The 19,934-nt window shown below is 64.9% G+C and carries 19 protein-coding genes and 1 pseudogene; 14 read left to right on the top strand and 6 right to left on the bottom strand.

Annotated features, from left to right (window positions below; translation table 11 throughout):
* Positions 1–12 precede the first annotated feature (12 nt).
* From OKW52_RS03520 to OKW52_RS03530, 3 genes are all read left to right on the top strand, one after another.
* Positions 13–657, top strand: a complete 645-nt coding sequence (locus tag OKW52_RS03520) for an RNA-binding protein (RefSeq protein WP_127106584.1) — start codon at positions 13–15, stop codon at positions 655–657.
* Positions 644–3,193, top strand: a complete 2,550-nt coding sequence (infB, locus tag OKW52_RS03525; RefSeq protein ID WP_264504478.1) for a translation initiation factor IF-2 — start codon at positions 644–646, stop codon at positions 3,191–3,193. The genes OKW52_RS03520 and infB overlap by 14 nt, the downstream gene beginning before the upstream one ends.
* A 122-nt stretch (positions 3,194–3,315) precedes the next feature.
* Positions 3,316–3,954: a LysE family translocator gene (locus OKW52_RS03530; protein WP_264504479.1), complete on the top strand. Its 639-nt coding sequence runs from the start codon at positions 3,316–3,318 to the stop codon at positions 3,952–3,954.
* Here the strand turns inward: OKW52_RS03530 and OKW52_RS03535 are convergent.
* The gene (locus tag OKW52_RS03535; RefSeq protein WP_264504480.1) at positions 3,951–6,248 is read right to left on the bottom strand and encodes an aldehyde dehydrogenase family protein; all 2,298 of its coding nucleotides are present in this window, start codon (positions 6,246–6,248) and stop codon (positions 3,951–3,953) included. The genes OKW52_RS03530 and OKW52_RS03535 overlap by 4 nt on opposite strands.
* A gap of 7 nt (positions 6,249–6,255) precedes the next feature.
* A complete protein-coding gene (gene deoC / locus OKW52_RS03540) occupies positions 6,256–7,206 on the bottom strand; it encodes a deoxyribose-phosphate aldolase (protein WP_264504481.1) in 951 nt (316 codons plus the stop codon).
* Between the two features lie 185 nt (positions 7,207–7,391).
* Between deoC and OKW52_RS03545 the strand changes: the two genes are divergently transcribed.
* Together OKW52_RS03545 and OKW52_RS03550 are read left to right on the top strand one after the other, a co-directional pair.
* Positions 7,392–8,480: an ABC transporter ATP-binding protein gene (locus OKW52_RS03545; protein ID WP_264504482.1), complete on the top strand. Its 1,089-nt coding sequence runs from the start codon at positions 7,392–7,394 to the stop codon at positions 8,478–8,480.
* 73 nt (positions 8,481–8,553) lie between these two features.
* Entirely contained in the window at positions 8,554–9,915 is a 1,362-nt protein-coding gene (locus OKW52_RS03550) for a lytic murein transglycosylase (protein ID WP_264504483.1), read from the top strand.
* A 128-nt stretch (positions 9,916–10,043) separates the two neighbouring features.
* Here the strand turns inward: OKW52_RS03550 and OKW52_RS03555 are convergent, their stop codons facing one another.
* Positions 10,044–10,355 (bottom strand): ArsR/SmtB family transcription factor, encoded by a 312-nt coding sequence (locus OKW52_RS03555; RefSeq protein WP_264507651.1) that lies wholly within the window; start codon positions 10,353–10,355, stop codon positions 10,044–10,046.
* A 273-nt stretch (positions 10,356–10,628) separates the two neighbouring features.
* On the opposite strand from OKW52_RS03555, the gene OKW52_RS03560 reads away from it, so the two are divergent.
* The 5 genes from OKW52_RS03560 to OKW52_RS03580 all read left to right on the top strand — a co-directional run bounded on the left by OKW52_RS03560 (position 10,629) and on the right by OKW52_RS03580 (position 13,237).
* The gene (locus OKW52_RS03560; protein WP_264504484.1) at positions 10,629–10,964 is read left to right on the top strand and encodes an AtpZ/AtpI family protein; all 336 of its coding nucleotides are present in this window, start codon (positions 10,629–10,631) and stop codon (positions 10,962–10,964) included.
* Between the two features lie 2 nt (positions 10,965–10,966).
* Complete coding sequence (locus OKW52_RS03565; protein WP_264504485.1) at positions 10,967–11,737, top strand: F0F1 ATP synthase subunit A; 771 nt, start codon at positions 10,967–10,969, stop codon at positions 11,735–11,737.
* A 45-nt stretch (positions 11,738–11,782) separates the two neighbouring features.
* Positions 11,783–12,019: a F0F1 ATP synthase subunit C gene (locus tag OKW52_RS03570; protein ID WP_127106598.1), complete on the top strand. Its 237-nt coding sequence runs from the start codon at positions 11,783–11,785 to the stop codon at positions 12,017–12,019.
* Positions 12,020–12,098: 79 nt separating this feature from the next.
* Entirely contained in the window at positions 12,099–12,686 is a 588-nt protein-coding gene (locus tag OKW52_RS03575; protein ID WP_264504486.1) for a F0F1 ATP synthase subunit B', read from the top strand.
* Positions 12,683–13,237 (top strand): F0F1 ATP synthase subunit B, encoded by a 555-nt coding sequence (locus OKW52_RS03580; protein ID WP_264504487.1) that lies wholly within the window; start codon positions 12,683–12,685, stop codon positions 13,235–13,237. Before OKW52_RS03575 ends, OKW52_RS03580 begins: the two co-directional genes overlap by 4 nt.
* 80 nt (positions 13,238–13,317) lie before the next feature.
* Here the strand turns inward: OKW52_RS03580 and OKW52_RS03585 are convergent, their stop codons facing one another.
* Positions 13,318–14,364: an NAD(P)/FAD-dependent oxidoreductase gene (locus OKW52_RS03585; protein WP_264504488.1), complete on the bottom strand. Its 1,047-nt coding sequence runs from the start codon at positions 14,362–14,364 to the stop codon at positions 13,318–13,320.
* 55 nt (positions 14,365–14,419) lie between these two features.
* Between OKW52_RS03585 and mnmD the strand changes: the two genes are divergently transcribed.
* Both mnmD and OKW52_RS03595 read left to right on the top strand, forming a co-directional pair.
* On the top strand, positions 14,420–15,076 hold the full coding sequence (gene mnmD / locus OKW52_RS03590) for a tRNA (5-methylaminomethyl-2-thiouridine)(34)-methyltransferase MnmD (RefSeq protein WP_264504489.1): 657 nt from the start codon (positions 14,420–14,422) through the stop codon (positions 15,074–15,076).
* Positions 15,073–15,950, top strand: a pseudogene (locus OKW52_RS03595) (DMT family transporter). Before mnmD ends, OKW52_RS03595 begins: the two are co-directional and overlap by 4 nt.
* On the opposite strand, the gene OKW52_RS03600 reads toward OKW52_RS03595, so the two are convergent.
* The gene (locus OKW52_RS03600; protein ID WP_264504490.1) at positions 15,947–16,258 is read right to left on the bottom strand and encodes a hypothetical protein; all 312 of its coding nucleotides are present in this window, start codon (positions 16,256–16,258) and stop codon (positions 15,947–15,949) included. The pseudogene OKW52_RS03595 and the gene OKW52_RS03600 sit on opposite strands and share 4 nt — an antisense overlap.
* Positions 16,259–16,458: 200 nt before the next feature.
* On the opposite strand from OKW52_RS03600, the gene OKW52_RS03605 reads away from it, so the two are divergent.
* Complete coding sequence (locus OKW52_RS03605) at positions 16,459–18,042, top strand: GMC family oxidoreductase (RefSeq protein ID WP_264504491.1); 1,584 nt, start codon at positions 16,459–16,461, stop codon at positions 18,040–18,042.
* Between the two features lie 148 nt (positions 18,043–18,190).
* Here OKW52_RS03605 and OKW52_RS03610 read toward each other — a convergent pair whose 3' ends face one another.
* Entirely contained in the window at positions 18,191–18,646 is a 456-nt protein-coding gene (locus OKW52_RS03610) for an Lrp/AsnC family transcriptional regulator (RefSeq protein WP_264504492.1), read from the bottom strand.
* Positions 18,647–18,779: 133 nt separating this feature from the next.
* Between OKW52_RS03610 and hppD the strand changes: the two genes are divergently transcribed.
* Positions 18,780–19,874, top strand: a complete 1,095-nt coding sequence (hppD, locus tag OKW52_RS03615) for a 4-hydroxyphenylpyruvate dioxygenase (protein WP_264504493.1) — start codon at positions 18,780–18,782, stop codon at positions 19,872–19,874.
* The last annotated feature ends 60 nt before the right edge of the window (positions 19,875–19,934 follow it).

Genomic DNA, 19,934 nt, shown 5'->3' on the forward strand with positions numbered 1-19,934 from the left:
GGAGACCTGCCCATGACGCGGGGCGGTCGCGATAAGGACCAGGACGGGCCCGAACGACGCTGTATCGTCACCGGAGAGGTGCAACCCAAAGGCGGGTTGATCCGCTTCGTGATCGGTCCAGAATCACAGGTGGTGCCCGATATCGAGGGGAAGCTGCCGGGCCGGGGCATTTATGTCGCGGCTGACAGGGCAGTCCTTGGACAGGCGGTCAAACGCCGCCTGTTCGCACGGGCGGCCAAGATGCCGGTAACGGTGTCTGACGGTCTGGACGATATGGTCCACGACCTGCTGACCCGCCGGGTGATCGAATTGATCGCTCTGGCGCGCAAGGCAGGGCAGGCAGTGGCGGGGTATGAAAAGACCCGCGACTGGCTGATGTCGGGTGAAGCGGCGGTGCTCGTGCAGGCCGCCGATGGCTCGGAACGGGGGAAAGCAAAGCTGCGACCCCCGGCGGGAAAGAACAGGCATGTGACCTGTCTGAGCGCTGGGGAAATCGGTTTGGCTTTCGGCCGGGAACATGTGATACATGCCGCGCTTGCCGCTGGTGGTCTGTCTGCACGTGTAGTAGAGGAAGCGGCGAAACTCGCGTGCATACGCGGGCAGAACGATGGTCCGATGCCATCGGAGAGGATTGACGAGACGCATGAGCGATACTGACGGCAAAAAACCCCTTGGGCTGCGTGGCGGTTCGACCCCCGGCCAGGTGAAGCAAAGCTTCAGCCACGGCCGGACCAAGGCGGTTGTGGTGGAGACCAAACGCAAGCGCGTTGTGGTGCCCAAGCCTGGTGGCACGGGCTCCTCGACCTCCGATGTTGCCCTCGCCAAGGCCTCTGCGACCGGGGGCACATCCCGCCGTCCGGCCGGGATTTCCGAAGCCGAGCTTGAGCGTCGTCTGGCCGCTGTGCGCGCTGCCAAATCGCGTGAGGTCGAAGAGGCCGCACAGCGTCTGGCGGATGAGCGCCAGCGCGAGGAAGATCGCGAGCGCCGCCGCGCCGAGATCGAAGAGAAAGAGCGCGAAGAGCGCGAACGCGAAGCCGCGCGCAAGGCCAAGGAAGACGAAGAGGCCCGCAAGGTCGCTGAAGCTGCCCAAGCGGCGGCCGATGCTGCCGCTGCAAAGGCCGCTCCGGCCCCGGCGCAGCAGCAAACTGCTGCCCCTGCGCAGGACCAGCGTTCCGCACCGCAAGCCGACCGTGGTGGCCCTGCCCGTCCCGGTGGCGGCACGCCGACCCCCCGCAAGGTGGATCGCGAGCGCGAAGCCAAGGAAAAAGGCGGCAAAGCCCGTGATGACGGTGGTCGTCGCGCTGGCAAGCTGACGCTGAATGCAGCGCTTAGTGGTGGTGAAGGCGGGCGTCAGCGCTCGATGGCCGCGATGAAGCGCAAGCAGGAAAAAGCCCGCGCCAAGGCGCTGGGTTACGGCCAGAAGGCTGAAAAGCAGGTGCGCGACGTGCAGCTGCCGGAAACCATCATCGTGCAAGAGCTGGCCAACCGTATGGCCGAGCGTGCGGCCGATGTGGTCAAGTCGCTCATGAAAATGGGCATGATGGTCGCCATGAACGAGCCCATCGACGCCGATACCGCCGAGCTGGTGATCGAAGAATTCGGTCACAAAGCCGTCCGCGTGTCGGATGCCGATGTGGAACAGGTCATCGACACGGTTCTGGACAAGTCCGAAGACCTCGTGACCCGTCCGCCGATCATCACGATCATGGGCCACGTTGACCATGGTAAAACCTCGCTGCTCGACGCGATCCGCAAGGCGAACGTCGTGTCGGGTGAAGCCGGTGGCATCACCCAGCATATCGGGGCGTATCAGGTGACCACGGATACCGGGGCGGTTCTGACCTTCCTCGACACGCCGGGCCACGCTGCGTTTACCTCGATGCGGGCGCGCGGTGCGAACGTGACGGATATCGTGGTTCTGGTGGTTGCAGCCGATGATTCGGTCATGCCGCAGACGATCGAGGCCATCAACCACGCGCGTGCCGCCAAGGTCCCGATGATCATCGCGATCAACAAGAGCGACAAGCACGGCGCTGATGCCAACCGCGTCCGCACCGAGCTGTTGCAGCACGAGGTCGTGGTCGAGGAAATGGGCGGCGACGTTCAGGCCGTCGAAGTTTCGGCCAAGACCGGCAAAGGTCTGGATACCCTGCTTGAAGCCATCGCGCTGCAAGCCGAGATCCTCGAACTGACCGCCAACCCGGGCCGTTCGGCGCAAGCCGCTGTTATCGAAGCCAAACTCGACGTGGGCCGCGGCCCCGTTGCGACGGTTCTGGTGCAGCACGGCACCCTGCGCAAAGGCGACATCTTTGTCGTCGGCGAGCAGTGGGGCAAGGTTCGCGCGCTGATCAACGATCAGGGCGAGCGGGTTGACGAAGCCGGTCCTTCGGTTCCGGTCGAGGTGCTTGGCCTCAACGGTACGCCCGGTGCCGGTGACGTTCTGAACGTCGCCGAAACCGAAGCGCAGGCCCGCGAGATCGCGGATTACCGCGAACAAGCCGCCAAGGACAAACGCGCTGCCGCCGGTGCCGCGACCACGCTGGAACAGCTGATGGCGAAAGCCAAAGCCGATCTGAGCGTGTCCGAACTGCCGGTTCTGGTGAAAGCCGACGTGCAGGGTTCTGCCGAGGCGATCGTTCAGGCGCTGGAGAAGGTCGGCAACGACGAGGTCCGCGTGCGCGTGTTGCACTATGGCGTCGGCGCGATCACCGATTCGGACGTTGGTCTGGCAGAAGCCAGCGGCGCGCCGATCATCGGTTTCAACGTCCGTGCCAATGCCACCGCCCGCAACTCGGCGTCGCAAAAGGGTGTCGAGATCCGCTACTACTCGATCATCTACGATCTGATCGACGACATCAAATCGGCGGCCTCGGGCCTGCTCAAAGACGAGATTCGCGAGAATTTCATCGGCTATGCGGAAATCCGCGAAGTCTTCAAAGTGTCCAACGTCGGTACGGTTGCCGGCTGTCTGGTCACCGAAGGTGTCGCCCGCCGTTCGGCTGGTGTCCGCCTGCTGCGCGACAACGTGGTGATCCACGAAGGCACGCTGAAGACGCTCAAGCGCTTCAAGGACGAGGTGAAAGAAGTCATCTCGGGTCAGGAATGCGGCATGGCCTTTGAAAATTACGAGGATATCCGCGTCAAGGACGTCATCGAGATCTTTGAACGCGAAACGGTCGAGCGCTCGCTCTGATCTGACCGCCAGAAAGACCAAGGGCCGGGGAGAAATCCCCGGCCCTTTTGCGTTGCCGCCGCTTGCCGAGTGCGCGGCGCAAGCATAGCGTCATCGCGCAACCCTTGTGTGCGGCTATCCCCATGACACTGTCCGAGCTTCTCACCTTCATCCTTGCGACGACGCTGCTGGTCACCTCACCCGGTCCCAACGGCGTGCTCATTGCGCGGATTGTGCCCGTCTCTGGCCGCGCTGCCGGGTTTGCGGCCATCGCCGGGTTCTTCACCGCCTTTTACATCCACGGCACGCTGTCGATTCTGGGTATCTCGATCATCCTGATGCAATCGGCGACGGCCTTCACTTTGGTGAAGCTGGCAGGCGCGGCCTATCTGTTCTGGGTCGGGACCAAATCGCTCTATGCCGCGTGGAAAGGCACGTCCGCGCTGGCCGCCGTGCCGCCAGCGCAGCGGGCGCGCAGCCTGCGCCGCGCCTATGTCGAGGGGCTGCTGACAAACGGGCTGAATCCCAAGGTGTCGATGTTCTATCTGGCGGTGTTTCCGCAGTTCATCCCGGTTGGCGCGCATCCGGTAGCGACAGCGTTCGAGCTGGTGTTCATCCACTCGATGATCAACGTGGTGTGGTTCAGCGCCATCGTCCTGCTGCTGTCGCGCCTGACTTCGATGACCCGCGGTGAGTCCTTTCAGCGTTGGCTCAAAGGGCTCACCGGGGTTGTGTTCATCGCTTTCGGGCTGAAGCTGGCGCGCTATCAGCCCGCATCCTAAGCGCCGTAAGGCACCCAGACCGTTTTCACCTGCACCGCGCGGCGCAGGAAGCTGCGCGATTGACCGGCCGGGCCGCTCCAGTCGCGCTGGCGCGCTTCGGTCCAGACGGGTTTGAGGTTCCCGGCGGACAGGGTTTCGGCCAGCCTGCAGGTTTCGGGTTCGGCAAAGACCCACAGCGCCGCCACATCGTCATGCTTGGCCAGCGTATCGGTCAGCTCGGCGCGCGGGCCGGTGACGATGTTGACCACGCCGCCGGGCAGGTCCGAGGTGTCGAACACTTGATACAGGTCCAGCGCCGGGACCGGGTTGGATTGCGAGGGCACGGCCACCACCCGGTTGCCCATCGCGATGGCGGGCAGGACGGTGCTGACGAAACCCAAAAGCGGCGCTTCCTCAGGGCAGATCACGCCCATCACGCCGAAGGGTTCCTTCAACGCCAGCGTGATATTGGCCGAGGCGGTGGAATGCACCCGCCCGTCGTATTTATCCGCCCAGGCCGCCCAGTAGAACGCACGCTCAACCGCCAGCGCGACTTCATCCTTTGGCCCAAGGTCTTTGCCGCGCGCGGCGATGTTTTCGGCCAGAAAATACAGCACTTGCGCACGGTTATGCCCGGTGACCTTGCTCCAGCCGCTGGCCTTGTGCGCCGCCTCAACCGCGTTGCGGATGTCCTTGCGGCTGCCCATGGGCACCTGCGCGCCCGGTACGGCATAGGAATACCCGCCATCCGGCCGCTTCTGCGCGCCGCCGATATAGAGTTTTCGCGTGCGGTCCACCGCGTCGCCCGTGGCCGAACCGGGCAGGGGTGACAGCGCCTCGGGGGCCTTGCGTTCCTTGCCGCTGGCCTCATCGCCGGTCAGATAGGCCAGCATCCCCTCGCGCGCGCCTTCACGCCCGAACCCTGATTCGCGCATGCCGCCGAAGGGCGCGTTGGCGTCGAACATGTTGGTGCCGTTGATCCAGACGACCCCGGCCTTGACTTGGCCCGCGATGTCCAGCGCGGTGGTGATGTTCTCGCTCCAGATGCTGGCGGCGAGGCCATAGCGGGTGTTGTTGGCCAGCTCGACCGCCTCGCCGGGGGTGCGGAACGTCATCAGCGTGACGATGGGGCCGAAGATCTCCTCGGTATGCGCGATGTTTGCGGCACCCAGATCGGTGAGCAGACCCGGCGGGCAGAACGAGCCCGGCCCCTCGGGCATCGGCGCTTGGTGCAGGATCGCCCCCTGCGCGATGGCCTTGTCCACAAGGCCGCGAATGCGCTCCAACTGGGTCGGGTGCACGACCGCGCCGATGTCGGTCGATTTGTCCAAGGGATCGCCCAGCCGCAGCTTGGCCATGCGCAGCTTCAGTCGGGCGGTGAAGCGTTCAGCCACCTGTTCCTGCACCAGAATGCGCGATCCGGCGCAGCAGACCTCGCCCTGATTGAACCAGATTGCATCGACAACGCCCTCGACAGCGGCATCCAGATCGGCCTCGGCGAAGACGATAAAAGGGGACTTGCCGCCCAGTTCCAGCGTCAGCGCCTTGCCGCTGCCGGCGGTTTCGCGGCGGATCAGGCGGCCCACATCGGTCGAACCGGTAAAGGCGATCTTGTCCACCTCAGCCGCGACCAGCGCCGCGCCCGTGCGCCCGTCGCCGGTGACGATGTTGACCACGCCCTTGGGCAGACCGGCCTCGACGCAGAGTTCGGCGAACAAGAGGGCGGTCAGCGGGGTGAACTCGGCCGGTTTCAGCACCACCGTGTTGCCCGCCGCCAGCGCGGGCGCGACTTTCCACGCCAGCATGAGCAGGGGAAAGTTCCACGGGATGATCTGCCCGCAGACGCCATGCGGGCGCATGCCGGGGAATTCATCGGCCAGCAACTCAGCCCAGCCCGCGTGGTGATAGAAATGCCGCACGGCCAGCGGTACGTCGATGTCGCGCGATTCGCGGATCGGTTTGCCGTTGTCGAGCGTTTCGAGCACCGCAAACAGCCGCTCGCGTTTCTGCATCAGCCGCGCCAGCGCATAGAGATAGCGCGCGCGCTGGCCGCCGGTCAGCTTGGCCCAGCCCTTGGCCGCAGCGCGGGCGGATTTCACCGCTTCCGCCACGTCGTCATCGGTGCCTTGCGTGACCTGCGCCAGTTCTGCGCCCGATGCGGGGTTGGTGACGGCGAATGTCTCACCCGGCTTGGTGAACGCGCCGTTGATGAAATGGCCAAACGCCCGGTCCTTCAACCAGTCCAGAGCGATGGCGGGTGATTCGGGCGCGGGGCCGTAATCCATGAGTGCGAGAGCCTCGGGTACAGTGGGCATGATGGCCTCAGGCGATGGCGTGACGGTGCGAGGCGGCATAGCGCCCGGTGACATGGTGTTCGAGCTGACGCTCGATATCGCCCAGCATCGACGAGGCGCCAAAGCGGAACAGGTCAGGCTCCAGCCACTCTCGGCCCAGCTCTTCCTTCATCAGGATCTGCCAGCTGATCGCGTCCTTGCCGGTCTTCATCCCGCCCGCTGGCTTGAAGCCGATCTTGACCCCGGTGCGTTCACCATAATCGCGCAGCGCGCGCACCATGGTCAGGCTGACCGGCAGCGTCGCATTGACGCCCTCTTTGCCGGTCGAGGTCTTGATGAAATCGGCCCCCGCCTGCATCGCCACCATCGAGGCGGCGTAGACATTGCTCAGCGTGACCAGATCGCCGGTGGCAAGGATGGCTTTCATATGCGCCTCGCCGCAGGCCTCGCGCATTATGGCGATCTCGTCATAAAGCGCTGACCAGTTGCCCTGAAACACATGCGCGCGGGTGATGACGATGTCGATCTCATCCGCACCTTGGTCCACGGCATAGCGGATCTCGGCCAGCCGCAGGTCCAGTGGCATCAGCCCGGCGGGAAAGCCGGTGGCGACCGAAGCGACGGGGATGCCGCTGTTGGACAGCGCGCGTTTGGCGGCGCCGACCATCGTGGGATAGACGCAGACCGCGCCGGTCTTGGGCATCTCTTGCAGCCCCAGCCCTTCGGCGATGCTGTCGGCGATCGGGCGGCGGGCCTTGGCACAAAGCCGGGCGACGCGCGCCTCGGTGTCATCGCCGGCCAGCGTGGTCAGGTCCATGCAGCGGATGGCGTTGACCATCCAGGCCGCCTGATGCTCTTTCTTCACGCTGCGCCGGGCGGTCAGCGTGGCTGCCCGACGCTCGGCAGCGGGGCGGTTGACCTGAACGCGGTCAAACCAGTCGGTCGTCAGGGGCAGTCCGGGATTGCGATCATGCGACATGGGGGTTTCCGACAACGAAAATCAGCCCAAGTATGCGCGGGGGGCGGCCATCGTGCAATCCCCACCCCTGACCGGTTGGTCAAATAACGCCGCTGTGCCTGCGACGCCAAAGCAAATTGACATCGCAGGCCTGCGCTCATAACCAAGCACAACGGTTGGAATTGGCCGAAAGGCCGGAGATGCCGATGACTGAGCTGCCCAAGACCCTGAGCTTCCGCATGCCGGCCGAAGCGTCGCCGCTGGGTTATCGCCAGCGGCCGTCGCGTCCGTTGCTGGAAGTCGACCGGCTGCGCAAAAGCTTCGCCCATGCCGACGCGGCTGCGGTCGAGCGGGTCTCGCTGGCCGTCGGTGAGGGCGAGCTCATGGCGTTGCTCGGCCCGTCGGGCTGCGGCAAGACCACGACACTGCGCATGATCGGCGGGTTCGAGCATCCCGACGAGGGCAGCGTGACCTTTGAAGGCCGCGACATCACCCAGTTGCCGCCCGAAGCACGCGGCATCGGCTTTGTGTTTCAGGATTATGCGCTGTTTCCGCATCTGAGCGTTCTGGACAACGTCAAGTTCGGCCTTCGCAAGCTGCCGCGGTCACAGGCGCAGGCGCGGGCGGAAGAGATGCTGTCGCTGGTCGGGCTGTCCGAACTGGGCAAACGCCGCCCGCACCAGCTGTCAGGCGGACAACAGCAACGCGTGGCACTGGCCCGCGCGCTCGCCGTCGCGCCCAAGCTGATCCTGCTGGACGAGCCGTTTTCGAACCTCGACGCCAAGATGCGCGTCGAGACCCGGCAGGAAGTGCGCAAGCTGCTGAAGGCGGCAGGTTCAGCCGGGATACTGGTCACGCATGATCAGGAAGAGGCGCTGGCGCTGGCCGACCGGATCGCGGTGATGGACCGGGGCCGGGTGGTGCAGGTCGGCACACCGGACGAGATTTACCGCAACCCGGTCAGCGAGTTCGTCGCCAATTTCATCGGGCGCTCCAACTTCCTGACCGGCACGGCGAACGGCATGCATGTGCAGACCGCCTTCGGCAATCTGCCCATGAGCCGGGCGGCGAACGGGGCGGTGACGCTGGCGGTGCGGCCCGAGCAGATCATGCTCGACGCTGATCCGACGGGCAAAGCGACGATTGTCGGGCGTGAGTTCCGCGGGCATGACCAGATCTATTGGGTACAAGAAGGCGAGAGCTGCCTGATCGTGATTTCAGGCCCCGGCCAGCAGCACACCATCGGCACCAAGGTGACGATGCGCATCTGCGATTGCGTGGTTCCGCTTACCTGAACACGCCTTGCTTTCGTTTAAGGCGAGTTTGCGGTACTCTTTGTGCAAAAGAAACGAACAGAGCAGGCCCTGAATGCAGATCCGTGCCGGACTATTCTGGCTGAGTGCCGCGTTGTCCCTGACCGCCCTGACCGCCGCTGCCGTTGAGCGGTCTCCGCGCCCGGTGGCGCGGCCGTCGCTGATTGCCGAGCCTGTCGTTGCGCAACTGGTGCAGGCGCGGGCCAATGATCCGGCGGTGCAGGCCTTGGCTCCTGACAGCAGCCGCCGCCCTGCGGCGCGGCCACGCACGCTGGCGTCGGCACCTGCCCCGGTTGCGGCAAGCGGCGAGTTCGGCGCATGGCTGCGCGGTTTTCGCACCCGCGCCCTGCGTGAGGGGATCTCGGCGCGGGTGTTCGACGCGGCCTTTGCGGGGGTCCGCCCGGACACCAGCACGCTGCGTCACGAAACCAGCCAGCCCGAGTTCAGCCGCCCGATCTGGGCCTATCTGGACAGCGCCGTGTCCGAGAGCCGCATCCGCAACGGTCAGGCGGCGCTGCGCGACCACCGCCGCGTGCTCGACGAGATCGAGGCACGCTATGACGTCGAACGCGAGGTGATCGTTGCCGTCTGGGGCATGGAAAGCGCCTATGGCGCGCTGCGCGGCTCGACACGGATCATCCCGGCGCTGTCGGCGCTGGCGATGGGCTCGCGCCGGGCGGATTTCTATGAACAACAGCTGATCGGCGCGCTGCGCATCATCCAGTCGGGCGATGTCGACGCCAGCCATATGGTCGGCAGCTGGGCCGGGGCGATGGGGCATACCCAGTTCATCCCGACCAGTTATCTGGCCTATGCTGTCGATTTCCGCGGCGACGGCGTGCGCGACATCTGGTCGGATGATCCGACGGATTCGCTGGCCTCGACGGCGGCGTATCTGGCAAGCCATGGCTGGCAACGCGGTCAGCCCTGGGGCGTCGAGGTGGTGATCCCGCGCAATTTCAACCCGCGTCTGGCCAATACGTCGCGCGATGCAGGCGAGTGGCGCTCGTTGGGGATCGAGCCCGTGCGCGGCGCGACGCTGCCGCGGTCGGGGGAGGCAACGCTGCTGTTCCCGGCGGGCTCACGCGGGCCGGCCATTCTGGCCTTTCAGAACTTCCGCGTCATCAAGCGCTATAACAACGCCGATGCCTATGCGATCGCGATTGGTCATCTGGCCGACCGGCTGCGCGGCGGCGGCGGCTTTGTCGGCGACTGGCCGCGCGACGACCGCCCGCTAAGCCTTGCCGAGCGCGAAGAGCTGCAACGGGTGCTGGCACGCTCGGGGCATTACGACGGGACAATTGACGGGCGCGTCGGGCAGGGCACGCTGGCGGCGGTGCGCGAGTGGCAATCGGCCAACGGGTTGCCGCCGGATGGCTATGTGTCGCTGGCACTGCTGCAACGGATGCGGCGCTGAGGGGTTTCGCCCTCAGGTCTTGACGCGTTGCGTCTCGCCTTCGGGCGACCGGGGCAGGGGGGCGTTGCCCCCCTCTTTGCTGCGCAAATTCACCCCCCAGGATATTTAAGGACAGATGATGGGCGAGGTCAGTCCGGGTCCGGGGGCGTGCCGAGTTCGGCAGCGAGGAAGCGCTCGAAGGCTTCGAGGTTGAGCGGTTCGAACTGGCCGAAGGCCTGCATCCACACCGAGGCGGCGCGCATGGCGTCGGGCTCGAGTTTGCACCATTTCACCCGGCCGCGTTTCTCCTGACTGATCAGCCCGGCCTCGGCCAGCAGGGCGAGGTGTTTGGAGATCGCGGCGAGGGAGATCGGGAAGGGCTCGGCGACGTCGGTGACCGCCATGTCATCTTCCAGCAGCATGGCAAGGATGGCGCGGCGGGTGGGGTCCGCAAGCGCCATGAAGACGATGTCGAGAGGATCGGGGCGCGGGATGGGGGTGCTCACGCTCTCAGCCGTAGCGGTGAGGAGGGGAGCGGTCAAGCGCGGCACGCGGGACATTCAATGAAATGGTTGAATGTGCAGGCGCGGCATCGGGAGTGTCCGAGTGCCCACGAACGCGTGAGGTAAATTGGAAAAATCGAGCAATATCAACGGCCTTAGGCCCGTCATTGGTTGTTGACTCTATGCCCCCCTGCTTCTAGGTTGCGCCGGACTGCTCTGAGGGGTTTCTGGATGAGCGAACCGACGGATCTGGAGCGACTGCGTGCGCTCGACGAGCGGCTCGCGAAGCTGAAAAAGGTGCAAGCACTCGATCTCAACGGCGTCGCAGAAGGTCACCGCATGGCGAACCACGCTTGGCGGATGGTCACCGAGCTTGTTGCCGGTCTGTTGATCGGCTTTGGCATCGGATACGGGCTGGATATGCTGTTTGGCACCATTCCCCTGTTTCTGGTGCTGTTCATTTTGCTGGGCCTTGCGGCCGGTGTTCGCGTGATGATGCGCACCGCTGCCGAGATCCAGCGCAAGACTGAAGAGACGGCGACGGCCGTCCGGAACGAAGGGGACTGACTGTGGCTGCAGAAGAGCATGGCGAAGGCCTGGCCTTCCACCCGATGGACCAATTCATCGTGCGGCCGCTGTTCGGCGACGGCGATGTGGGCGTGTTCACGATCACCAACGCCACGCTGTGGATGGCGCTGAGCGTTCTGGCTATTGCGTTGTTGTTCATCGTCGGCACCAAGGGCCGCGCGATCATCCCGACGCGGATCCAGTCGATTGCCGAGTTGGCCTATGGCTTCATCCACAAGATGGTTGAAGACGTTGCGGGCAAAGACGCGCTGAAGTTCTTCCCCTATATCTTCACCGTCTTCCTGTTCATCGTCGCCTCGAACTTCCTGGGCCTGCTGCCCAAGGCGTTCACGCCGACCTCGCATATCGCTGTCACCGCCGTTCTGGCGATCGGCGTGTTCCTGACCGTGACCATCGTCGGTTTCTACAAGAACGGCGTCGGCTTTCTGGGTCTGTTCTGGGTGTCGTCCGCGCCGCTGGCGCTGCGTCCGATCCTGGCCCTGATCGAGATCATCAGCTACTTCGTGCGTCCCGTCAGCCACTCCATTCGTCTGGCCGGCAACATGATGGCAGGCCATGCGGTGATCAAAGTGTTCGCTGCCTTCGCGCCGCTGATCCTGATCTCGGGCATCGGTATTGCCGTGACCCCATTGTCCATCATCGCCATCACCGCGATGTACGGGCTCGAAATTCTCGTGGCCTTCATTCAGGCCTACGTGTTCACCATCCTGACCTGCGTCTACCTCAAGGATGCGCTGCATCCGCACCACTGAGGTCGGGTTCTCCAACTCTGCTAATTCCAAACTAGGAGCTGTAAAATGACTGGCGATATCGTTCAAATGGGTGCGTACATCGGCGCTGGCCTGGCCTGCATGGGCATGGGTGGGGCAGCTGTGGGTGTGGGCAACGTTGCCGGCAACTTCCTGTCGGGCGCTCTGCGCAACCCGTCGGCCGCCGCTGGCCAGACCGCTACGCTGTTCATCGGCATCGCGTTCGCCGAAGCGCTGGGGATCTTCTCGTTCCTCGTTGCGCTCCTGCTGATGTTCGCAGTCTGATCCTGACACGCCCGTGATCCTTACGGCCGGGTGGGTCTGACGACCTGCCCGGCGGATTCGGTCAATCAGGAGGACGCCCATGTCTGCAGAAACCGCAGCCGAGCAAATCGCCGAACACGGCGCCGAGCACGGTGCCACTGCCGCGGGTCATGCGACCGAGGCGGCCTCGGGTGGTATGCCGCAACTCGACTTCGCAACCTTTCCGAACCAGATCTTCTGGCTCGTGGTGGCGCTTGTCGTGCTCTACTTCATTCTCTCGCGCGTGGCGCTGCCCCGGATCGGATCGGTTCTTGCCGAACGTACCGGGACCATCACCAACGATATCGCCGCTGCCGAGAGCTTCAAGACGCAGGCCGCCGAGGCCGAGGCAGCCTATCACAAGGCCCTCGATGACGCGCGCGCTGCTGCTGCCAAGGTGATCGAAGACGCCCGCGCCGATATCCAGAAGGATCTCGATGTGGCGATTGCCAAAGCGGATGCCGAGATTGCCGCGCGTACCGCGGAATCCGAGGTTCGCATCGGCGAAATCCGCGACAGCGCGGCCGAGGCGGTTACGACCGTCGCCAAGGACACCACCAAGGAAATCCTGGGTGTGTTCGGAGTCAAGGCTGATGCCCGTTCGGTGACCGCTGCTGTATCGAGCAACCTGAAAGGGGGTGCCGCATGATCCGGTTTCTTTCCCTGATCCTGGTCGTTGCCGCGTCGCCGGCGATGGCTGCCGGTTGGTCGATCTCGCTGCGCAACACCGACTTCGTGGTGTTGCTGGCCTTCCTGCTTTTCGTCGGCGTGCTCTTGTACTTCAAGGTTCCCAGCCTGCTGGCGGGCCTGCTGGACAAGCGCGCTGCGACGATCCGTGCCGAGCTGGATGAAGCCCGCAAGCTGCGCGAAGAAGCGCAGGAGTTGCGTGCCTCGTTCGAGCGCAAGAAGGCCGAAGTCAAAGAGCAGGCTGACCGCATCGTTGCCAAGGCGAAAGCCGACGCCGAGCAGGCCGCTGCGCAGGCGCGTATCGATCTGGAAGCCTCGATCGCCCGCCGTCTGCGCGGTGCCGAGGAGCAGATCGCGTCGGCCGAGGCTGCTGCGGTGAAAGAGGTTCGCGATACGGCGATTGCGGTGGCCATTGCGGCGTCGCGTGATCTGATCGCCAAGAACCTCAGCGCCGAGGATGCCAACAAGCTGATCGAAGACTCGATCGCAACCGTGGATGCGCGTCTGCACTGACCGCGCTCTGATGTTGCCCGAAAGGCCCCGCTCGCGCGGGGCCTTTTCGTTTGCGTAGGTCGGGGTTCACCCCGACTCTCTCACTGTCTTTTCAAACTATCCGCGACGCGGAAGCCGTCCGGCACCCCGTCTTCGCCGTCCAACAGCAGATCCGCTGCCAGTTCAGCCAGTTTTGGCGCCATGCCGAAGCCGATCTTGAACCCGCCGTTCAGCACATAATGCCCCGGCCTGCCCGGCCATTCCCCCAGCATGGGTGCGCGCGACCGGCTGCGAGGGCGCACCCCAGCCCAGCGTTCAAGCAGCGGCGCGTCAGCCAGATCGGGGCAGAGCGCGCGGGTGCGGGCGATCAGGTCATCAAGCTGTGCGTCGGTGGTGTCGGGTGCGTTGTAGTCACGCTCTGACGTTGAGCCCACAGCAACGGTGCCATCCGCATGGGGGATGATGTGCAGCGCGTCCGCGAAGAGCTGAGGCGCGTCGCGAAAGTCGGCACGGAACAGGGCCGCCTGACCTTTGACCCCGTTGCCGAGAGCCTGACCGAGATCCGCCCCCAATGCCTCAAGCCCCTGCACACCCGTCGCCCAAAGAACCCTCCCTTCGGGCGCAACCGCGCCACGCTCGACCACCACACCCTTGCTCGCCAGCGCCGCGACCAATGCCTCGGCCGCGCCGCGCGGGCGCATCCGGGCGGTGAGTGTGTCGTGGATGATCAGGCCGGTGGGTGATGAAAGCCGCATCCCCGGAACGCTGCCCACCGGCACCACGTTCCAAACCGCCAGCCCCTGCCACAGATCCTGTGCGTTCTGCCCGCGCTCGACCGCCCGCGCCACCGCAGCCTCATCCGCCAGCGGCTGCACGCGCCCGGTGCGCGCATAGCCCGGATCGCGCCCGCCGGACTGCGCCACATCGCGCCAGAACGCTTCGGCCATCATCAGGCTGTCAAACTGGAACGCCTTCTTGGCATTCCACTGCTCGGGCACATGCGGTGCCAGCGCGCCGACGATCCCGCCCGACGATCCTGCGCCAACGCGCACCGCCTCGATCACCCGGACCGAGGCCCCGCGCCGGGCCATCGCCCATGCGGCTGTCAGGCCAAAGATGCCCGCGCCCATCACCGTGATTTGTGCCATTGCCTTTCCCTCGCCTGCGCGTAAAGGTCACCCGTTCCTAATCCTTCACACGCGTATGAACCAGCCCAGCCTGACATGGACCGACGCCGACACGCCGGTCGCCACCGCCTTTGATGACCCCTATTTTACCGGGGGGCTGGAAGAGACCAATCATGTCTTTCTGGCAGGCAATGGATTGCCCGAGCGTCTGCGCGACGGGTTCCACGTCGCCGAACTGGGCTTTGGCACCGGGCTGAACCTGCTGGCCCTTGCGCATGTCTGGCAACCGGAGGGAACGCTGCATTTCACCTCGTTCGAGGCCTTCCCGATGGCTGCCACCGACATGGCCCGCGCGTTGGCACCCTTTGGCCTGCCGCAGGCCGACGCCTTGGTCGCGCAATGGGCCGCTGCCACCGGGCCGGTGCGCGCGGTCAACCTGCCCGGCATCAAGGCCCGGATCCACATCGGTGACGCCCGCGAGACACTGCCCGACTGGCCGCATGTCGCTGACGCGTGGTTTCTGGACGGCTTCGCCCCCGCCCGTAACCCCGAACTGTGGAATGAAGCCCTGATGGCGCAGGTCGCGCGCCACACCGCGCCGGGCGGCACCGCAGCCACGTATACCGCCGCAGGCCATGTCCGCCGCGGGCTTGAGGCCGCAGGCTTCACCGTGACCCGCCAGCCCGGTTTCGGGCGCAAGAAACACATGACCACCGCCAGGATGCCCCAATGACCACCCGTCAGAACACCACCCTCGGCGTCTGGCTGATGGTCGCCGTTACGTTGATCTTCGCTCTGCAGGATGGCATCTCGCGCCATCTGGCCGGGGAATACAACGTCTTCATGGTGGTGATGATCCGCTACTGGTTCTTTGCCACCTTCGTCATCGTCCTTGCCAGCCGCATGGCGGGCGGGTTGCGCAATGCGGCGCGCTCGCGCGCACCAAAGACGCAGATCTTTCGCGGAGCCTTGCTGGCGCTTGAAATCTTCGTGGCGATCATCAGCTTTGTCTGGCTGGGTCTGGTCGAGGCTCACGCCGTCTTTGCCACCTATCCGCTGCTGATCGCCGCGCTGTCGGGGCCGGTGCTGGGCGAGAAAGTCGGCTGGCGGCGCTGGGTCGCGATCGGCATCGGCTTTGTCGGCGTGCTGGTGATTCTGGAGCCGGGCTTTGGCGTGTTCAAGCCCGAGGCGCTGATGGCCGTCCTCGCCGCCTTCATGTTCGCGCTGTACGGCCTGTTGACCCGCTACGTCTCGCGGTTCGACTCAAGCGCTGTGAGTTTTTCTGGACCGGCGTTACCGGCGCGGTGGTCACCACTGCCGTAGGCATCTGGTTCTGGGAGCCGATGATCGGCAGCGACTGGGCGTGGATGGCGCTGCTCTGCGTCACCTCGGTCACCAGTCATTTCCTGCTGATCCGCGCGTATGAGGTTGCCGAGGCCTCGGCCATCCAGCCGTTCGCGTACCTGCAACTGGTCTTCGCCAGCACCATCGGGATCACCATCTTCAACGAAACACTACGCCCCAACGTTGCCGTCGGGGCGGTGATCGTGGTCTGCGCCGGGCTGTTCACCCTGTGGCGCGCGCGGGTGGCGGAAGCCCGGCCTTAACCGCTGGTGCAGAGCTGCTCGGCCAGCGCGCCAAAGGCACGGTAGCGGGCCCAGAATTCATTGTCCGCCCGCGTCGGCGACATGCGCACGGTCTGTGCTTCATCGGGATCGGTGAAAAAGCGCGCGGCGCGGCGCTGCTCTGACCGGGTCAGCGTGCGATCGGCGGCGGCGTCGATGCAGCGGCACAATTCGCGGTTCGACTGACGACGTTCCGAGTCATTGCAGGCGCGCTCGACCGGGCCAGCAACAGCGGTGGCCGGAGCCAAGGTTACAACCGCAAGAAATGCGGCGCTCAACAGATATTTCATAGATGCCTCGTTCAGGAGTGCAGCCCTTGGCAGGCCGTCTTAACAACGCGTTATAACACTACGTTAAATATACCAAAAATACGATATCGGGACAACCGCTAGCACTGGTATCGGCGGGTTTCCCCGCCGCAAAATCAGGGTGCTGTGTGATTGCGCGCGAATCGCCCTCTGCTACTCTTACCCTAACATCGGGGGGCACCATGGCGGATTGGGACTATATCATCGTGGGCGCGGGCAGCGCCGGGGCCGTGCTGGCCAACCGCCTGAGCGCCAGGCACCGGGTGCTGTTGCTCGAGGCCGGGGGCAGCGACAATTACCTCTGGGTGCATATCCCCGTCGGCTATCTCTACTGCATCGACAACCCTCGCACCGACTGGCAACTGCGCACCGCGGCCGAGCCGGGGCTGAACGGCCGCTCGCTGCTCTACCCGCGCGGCAAGGTGTTGGGCGGGTGCTCGTCGATCAACGGCATGCTCTATCTGCGCGGACAGGCGGCAGACTATGACCAGTGGCGGCAGGCGGGGAATACCGGCTGGGGCTGGGACGACGTGTTGCCGTTCTTCAAGAAGCACGAGGATTACGCGGCAGGCGAGCCGGGTGAGATGCACGGCACCGGCGGCGAGTGGCGGGTCGAGAACCAGCGGCTGCGCTGGGATATCTTGGATGACTGGGCGAAGGCGGCGCAAGAGGTCGGCATCCCGGCGGTCGAGGATTTCAACACCGGCGATAATGAGGGCGTGGCCTATTTCAAGGTCAACCAGCGCTCGGGCTGGCGCTGGAACACGGCCAAGGCGTTCCTGCGCCCGGCGCGGCGCTCGGGCAATCTGCAGATCCATACCGGGTCGCAGGCGACCGGGCTGATCTTCGACGGCACCCGCTGCGTCGGCGTGCGCTATCTGCGCGATGGTCAGCCAACCGAAGAGCGCGCAGCGGCCGAGGTGATCGTGTCGGCAGGCTCCATCGGCTCGACCCAGTTGCTGCAACTGGCAGGGATCGGCCCGGCCGAGCGGCTGCAGGCGCTGGGAATCGCGCCGCGACAGGACTGCGACGCCGGGGAGAACCTGCAAGACCACCTGCAACTGCGGCTTGCCTACAAGGTCACCGGGGGCAAGACACTGAACACCATGGCCAATTCGCTGGTCGGCAAGGCCATGATTGCGGCGCAATACGCGCTGATGCGGTCCGGGCCGATGTCGATGGCACCCAGCCAGCTGGGGGCCTTTGCCCGTTCTGGCCCTGATGTTGACCGTGCGGATCTTGAGTACCATGTCCAACCGCTGAGCCTCGACGCCTTCGGCCAGCCGCCGCACGCCTTTCCGGCGATCACCGCCAGCGTCTGCAACCTGCGTCCCGAAAGCCGCGGCCATGTCCGCATCGGTTCGAAAGACGCGCGGGAGGCGCCGGTCATCGCGCCCAACTACCTCAGCGCCGCCGCCGACCGCCGCGTGGCTGCCGCGTCGATCCGCCTGACCCGGCGGATCATGGCGGCGCCGGCCATGGCGCGCTACAAACCCGAAGAGTTCAAGCCCGGCCCGCAGGCGCAAAACGAAGATGACCTGATCCGCGCCGCTGGCGAGATCGGCACAACCATCTTTCACCCGGTGGGCACCTGCCGCATGGGCACCGACCCGCGCGCGGTGGTGGCCCCGGACCTGCGGGTGAACGGCGTGCAGGGGCTGCGGGTGGTGGATGCGTCCGTGATGCCGACCATCCCGTCGGGCAACACCAATTCGCCCACCCTCATGATCGCCGAAAAAGCCGCCGCGATGATTTTGGCCGGGTAGAGCGGGCACCCACCCCCACGGCAGAGTCAACTGAGCAGAGCGGCGCAGTTAACAAAGCGTTAAAGCCGCATTTTCTGTCTGAAAATATCCTCGGGGGGTGAATTCGGCGCCAGCCGAAGAGGGGGGCGGAAAGCCCCCTTGCCCGGCCTTACAGGGGAAGTCCGGCGAAGGTCTTGAGCTGGTTCATCACGATCTGGCTCTGCACCCGTGACACCGCAGGGTGGGGCAGCAGCCGCTCGTGGATCAGCACGTTCAGCGCCCCAAGATCCGCACACCAGACGCGCAGCAGGTAATCGGCCTCGCCGGTCAGGCTCCAGACGCTGACCACCTCGGGCAGCGTGCCCAGCAGGCGCTCGAAGCTTTTGGCGCGGTCGGGGGTGTGGGTGGCCATCTGCACCTGCACAAAGGCCTGCACACTCAGCCCCACCCGGGCCGGGTCCAGCCGGGCGGCATAGCTGAGGACATAGCCCTCGGCCTCGAGCCGGGCGCGGCGGCGCGCGGCCTGGCTGGGGGACAGGTTGATGCGCGCGCCAAGTTCTTGCGCGGTGAGCATCGCGTCGGTCTGGATCAGCGCCAGAATGCGCGCATCGGTTTCGTCGATCATGACATTCCATCGCATCAAAGTGGTGAAATCCGCATTTCACGCGCATCTCTGCCGGCCACACTGCCCCAGTTCGCGCCCCGCGCGCAAGCCATGCGCCCTAAGATGCACCCAACACGCATCATAGGAGAACGTCATGGGCCCCTTCCCGCATAACGCCCCGCGCGCCACGATCAGCGACAGCAACCCCGCCGGCACCGACGGGTTCGAGTTCGTCGAATTCGCGCATACCGAGCCGGAAACGCTGCGCACCCTCTTCGCCAGGATGGGTTATGAGAAGGTCGCGACCCACAAGACCAAGGCGATCGAGCTGTGGCAGCAGGGCGACATCACCTATGTGCTGAACGACGAACCCGGCAGCCACGCCCGCGCCTTTGTTGACGAGCACGGCCCCTGCGCGCCCTCGATGGGCTGGCGCGTTGTCGATGCGCAGCACGCCTTTGACCACGCTGTCGCCAAGGGTGCCGAGCCCTACACCGGCCCCGGCAAGACCATGGATGTGCCCGCGATCAAGGGGATCGGTGGCAGCCTGATCTATTTCGTCGATCAGTATTGGGATGCCTCGCCCTATAACGCCGAATTCGACTGGGTAGAGACGGCGCATCCGCAGGGCGTGGGCTTCTTTTATCTCGATCACCTGACCCACAACGTCCACAAGGGCAACATGGACGTCTGGTTCAAGTTCTACGGCGATCTGTTCAACTTCCGCGAGATCCGCTTTTTCGACATCGCTGGCAAATTCACCGGCCTGACCAGCCGCGCCCTGACCTCGCCCTGCGGTCGCATCCGCATCCCGATCAACGAGGATCGCGGCGAGACCGGGCAGATCGTCGAATACCTCAAGCGTTACAAGGGCGAGGGCATCCAGCATATCGCCGTCGGTTCCGAGGATATCTACAGCGCCACCGACGCGATTGCCGAGCGCGGCATCAAGTTCATGCCCGCCCCGCCGCATGCGTATTACGAATTGAGCAAGGACCGCGTCACCGGGCATCAGGAACCGCTGGATCAGATGGAAAAGCACGGCATCCTGATCGACGGTGAAGGCGTGGTGGATGGCGGCGAGACGCGCATCCTGTTGCAGATCTTCTCCAAGACCGTGATCGGGCCGATCTTCTTTGAATTCATCCAGCGCAAAGGCGATGACGGCTTTGGCGAGGGTAACTTCAAGGCGCTGTTTGAATCCATCGAGCAGGATCAGATCGAGCGCGGCGTCCTGAAAGCCAGCTGATCGGGCGGGGTGCAGAGGGTCTGTGTCCCTTAGCCTCTGCGCCCGTTCACCCGCTGACGA

This window comes from Pararhodobacter zhoushanensis (genome assembly GCF_025949695.1).
In the GTDB taxonomy this organism is placed as follows: Bacteria; Pseudomonadota; Alphaproteobacteria; order Rhodobacterales; family Rhodobacteraceae; genus Pararhodobacter; species Pararhodobacter zhoushanensis_A.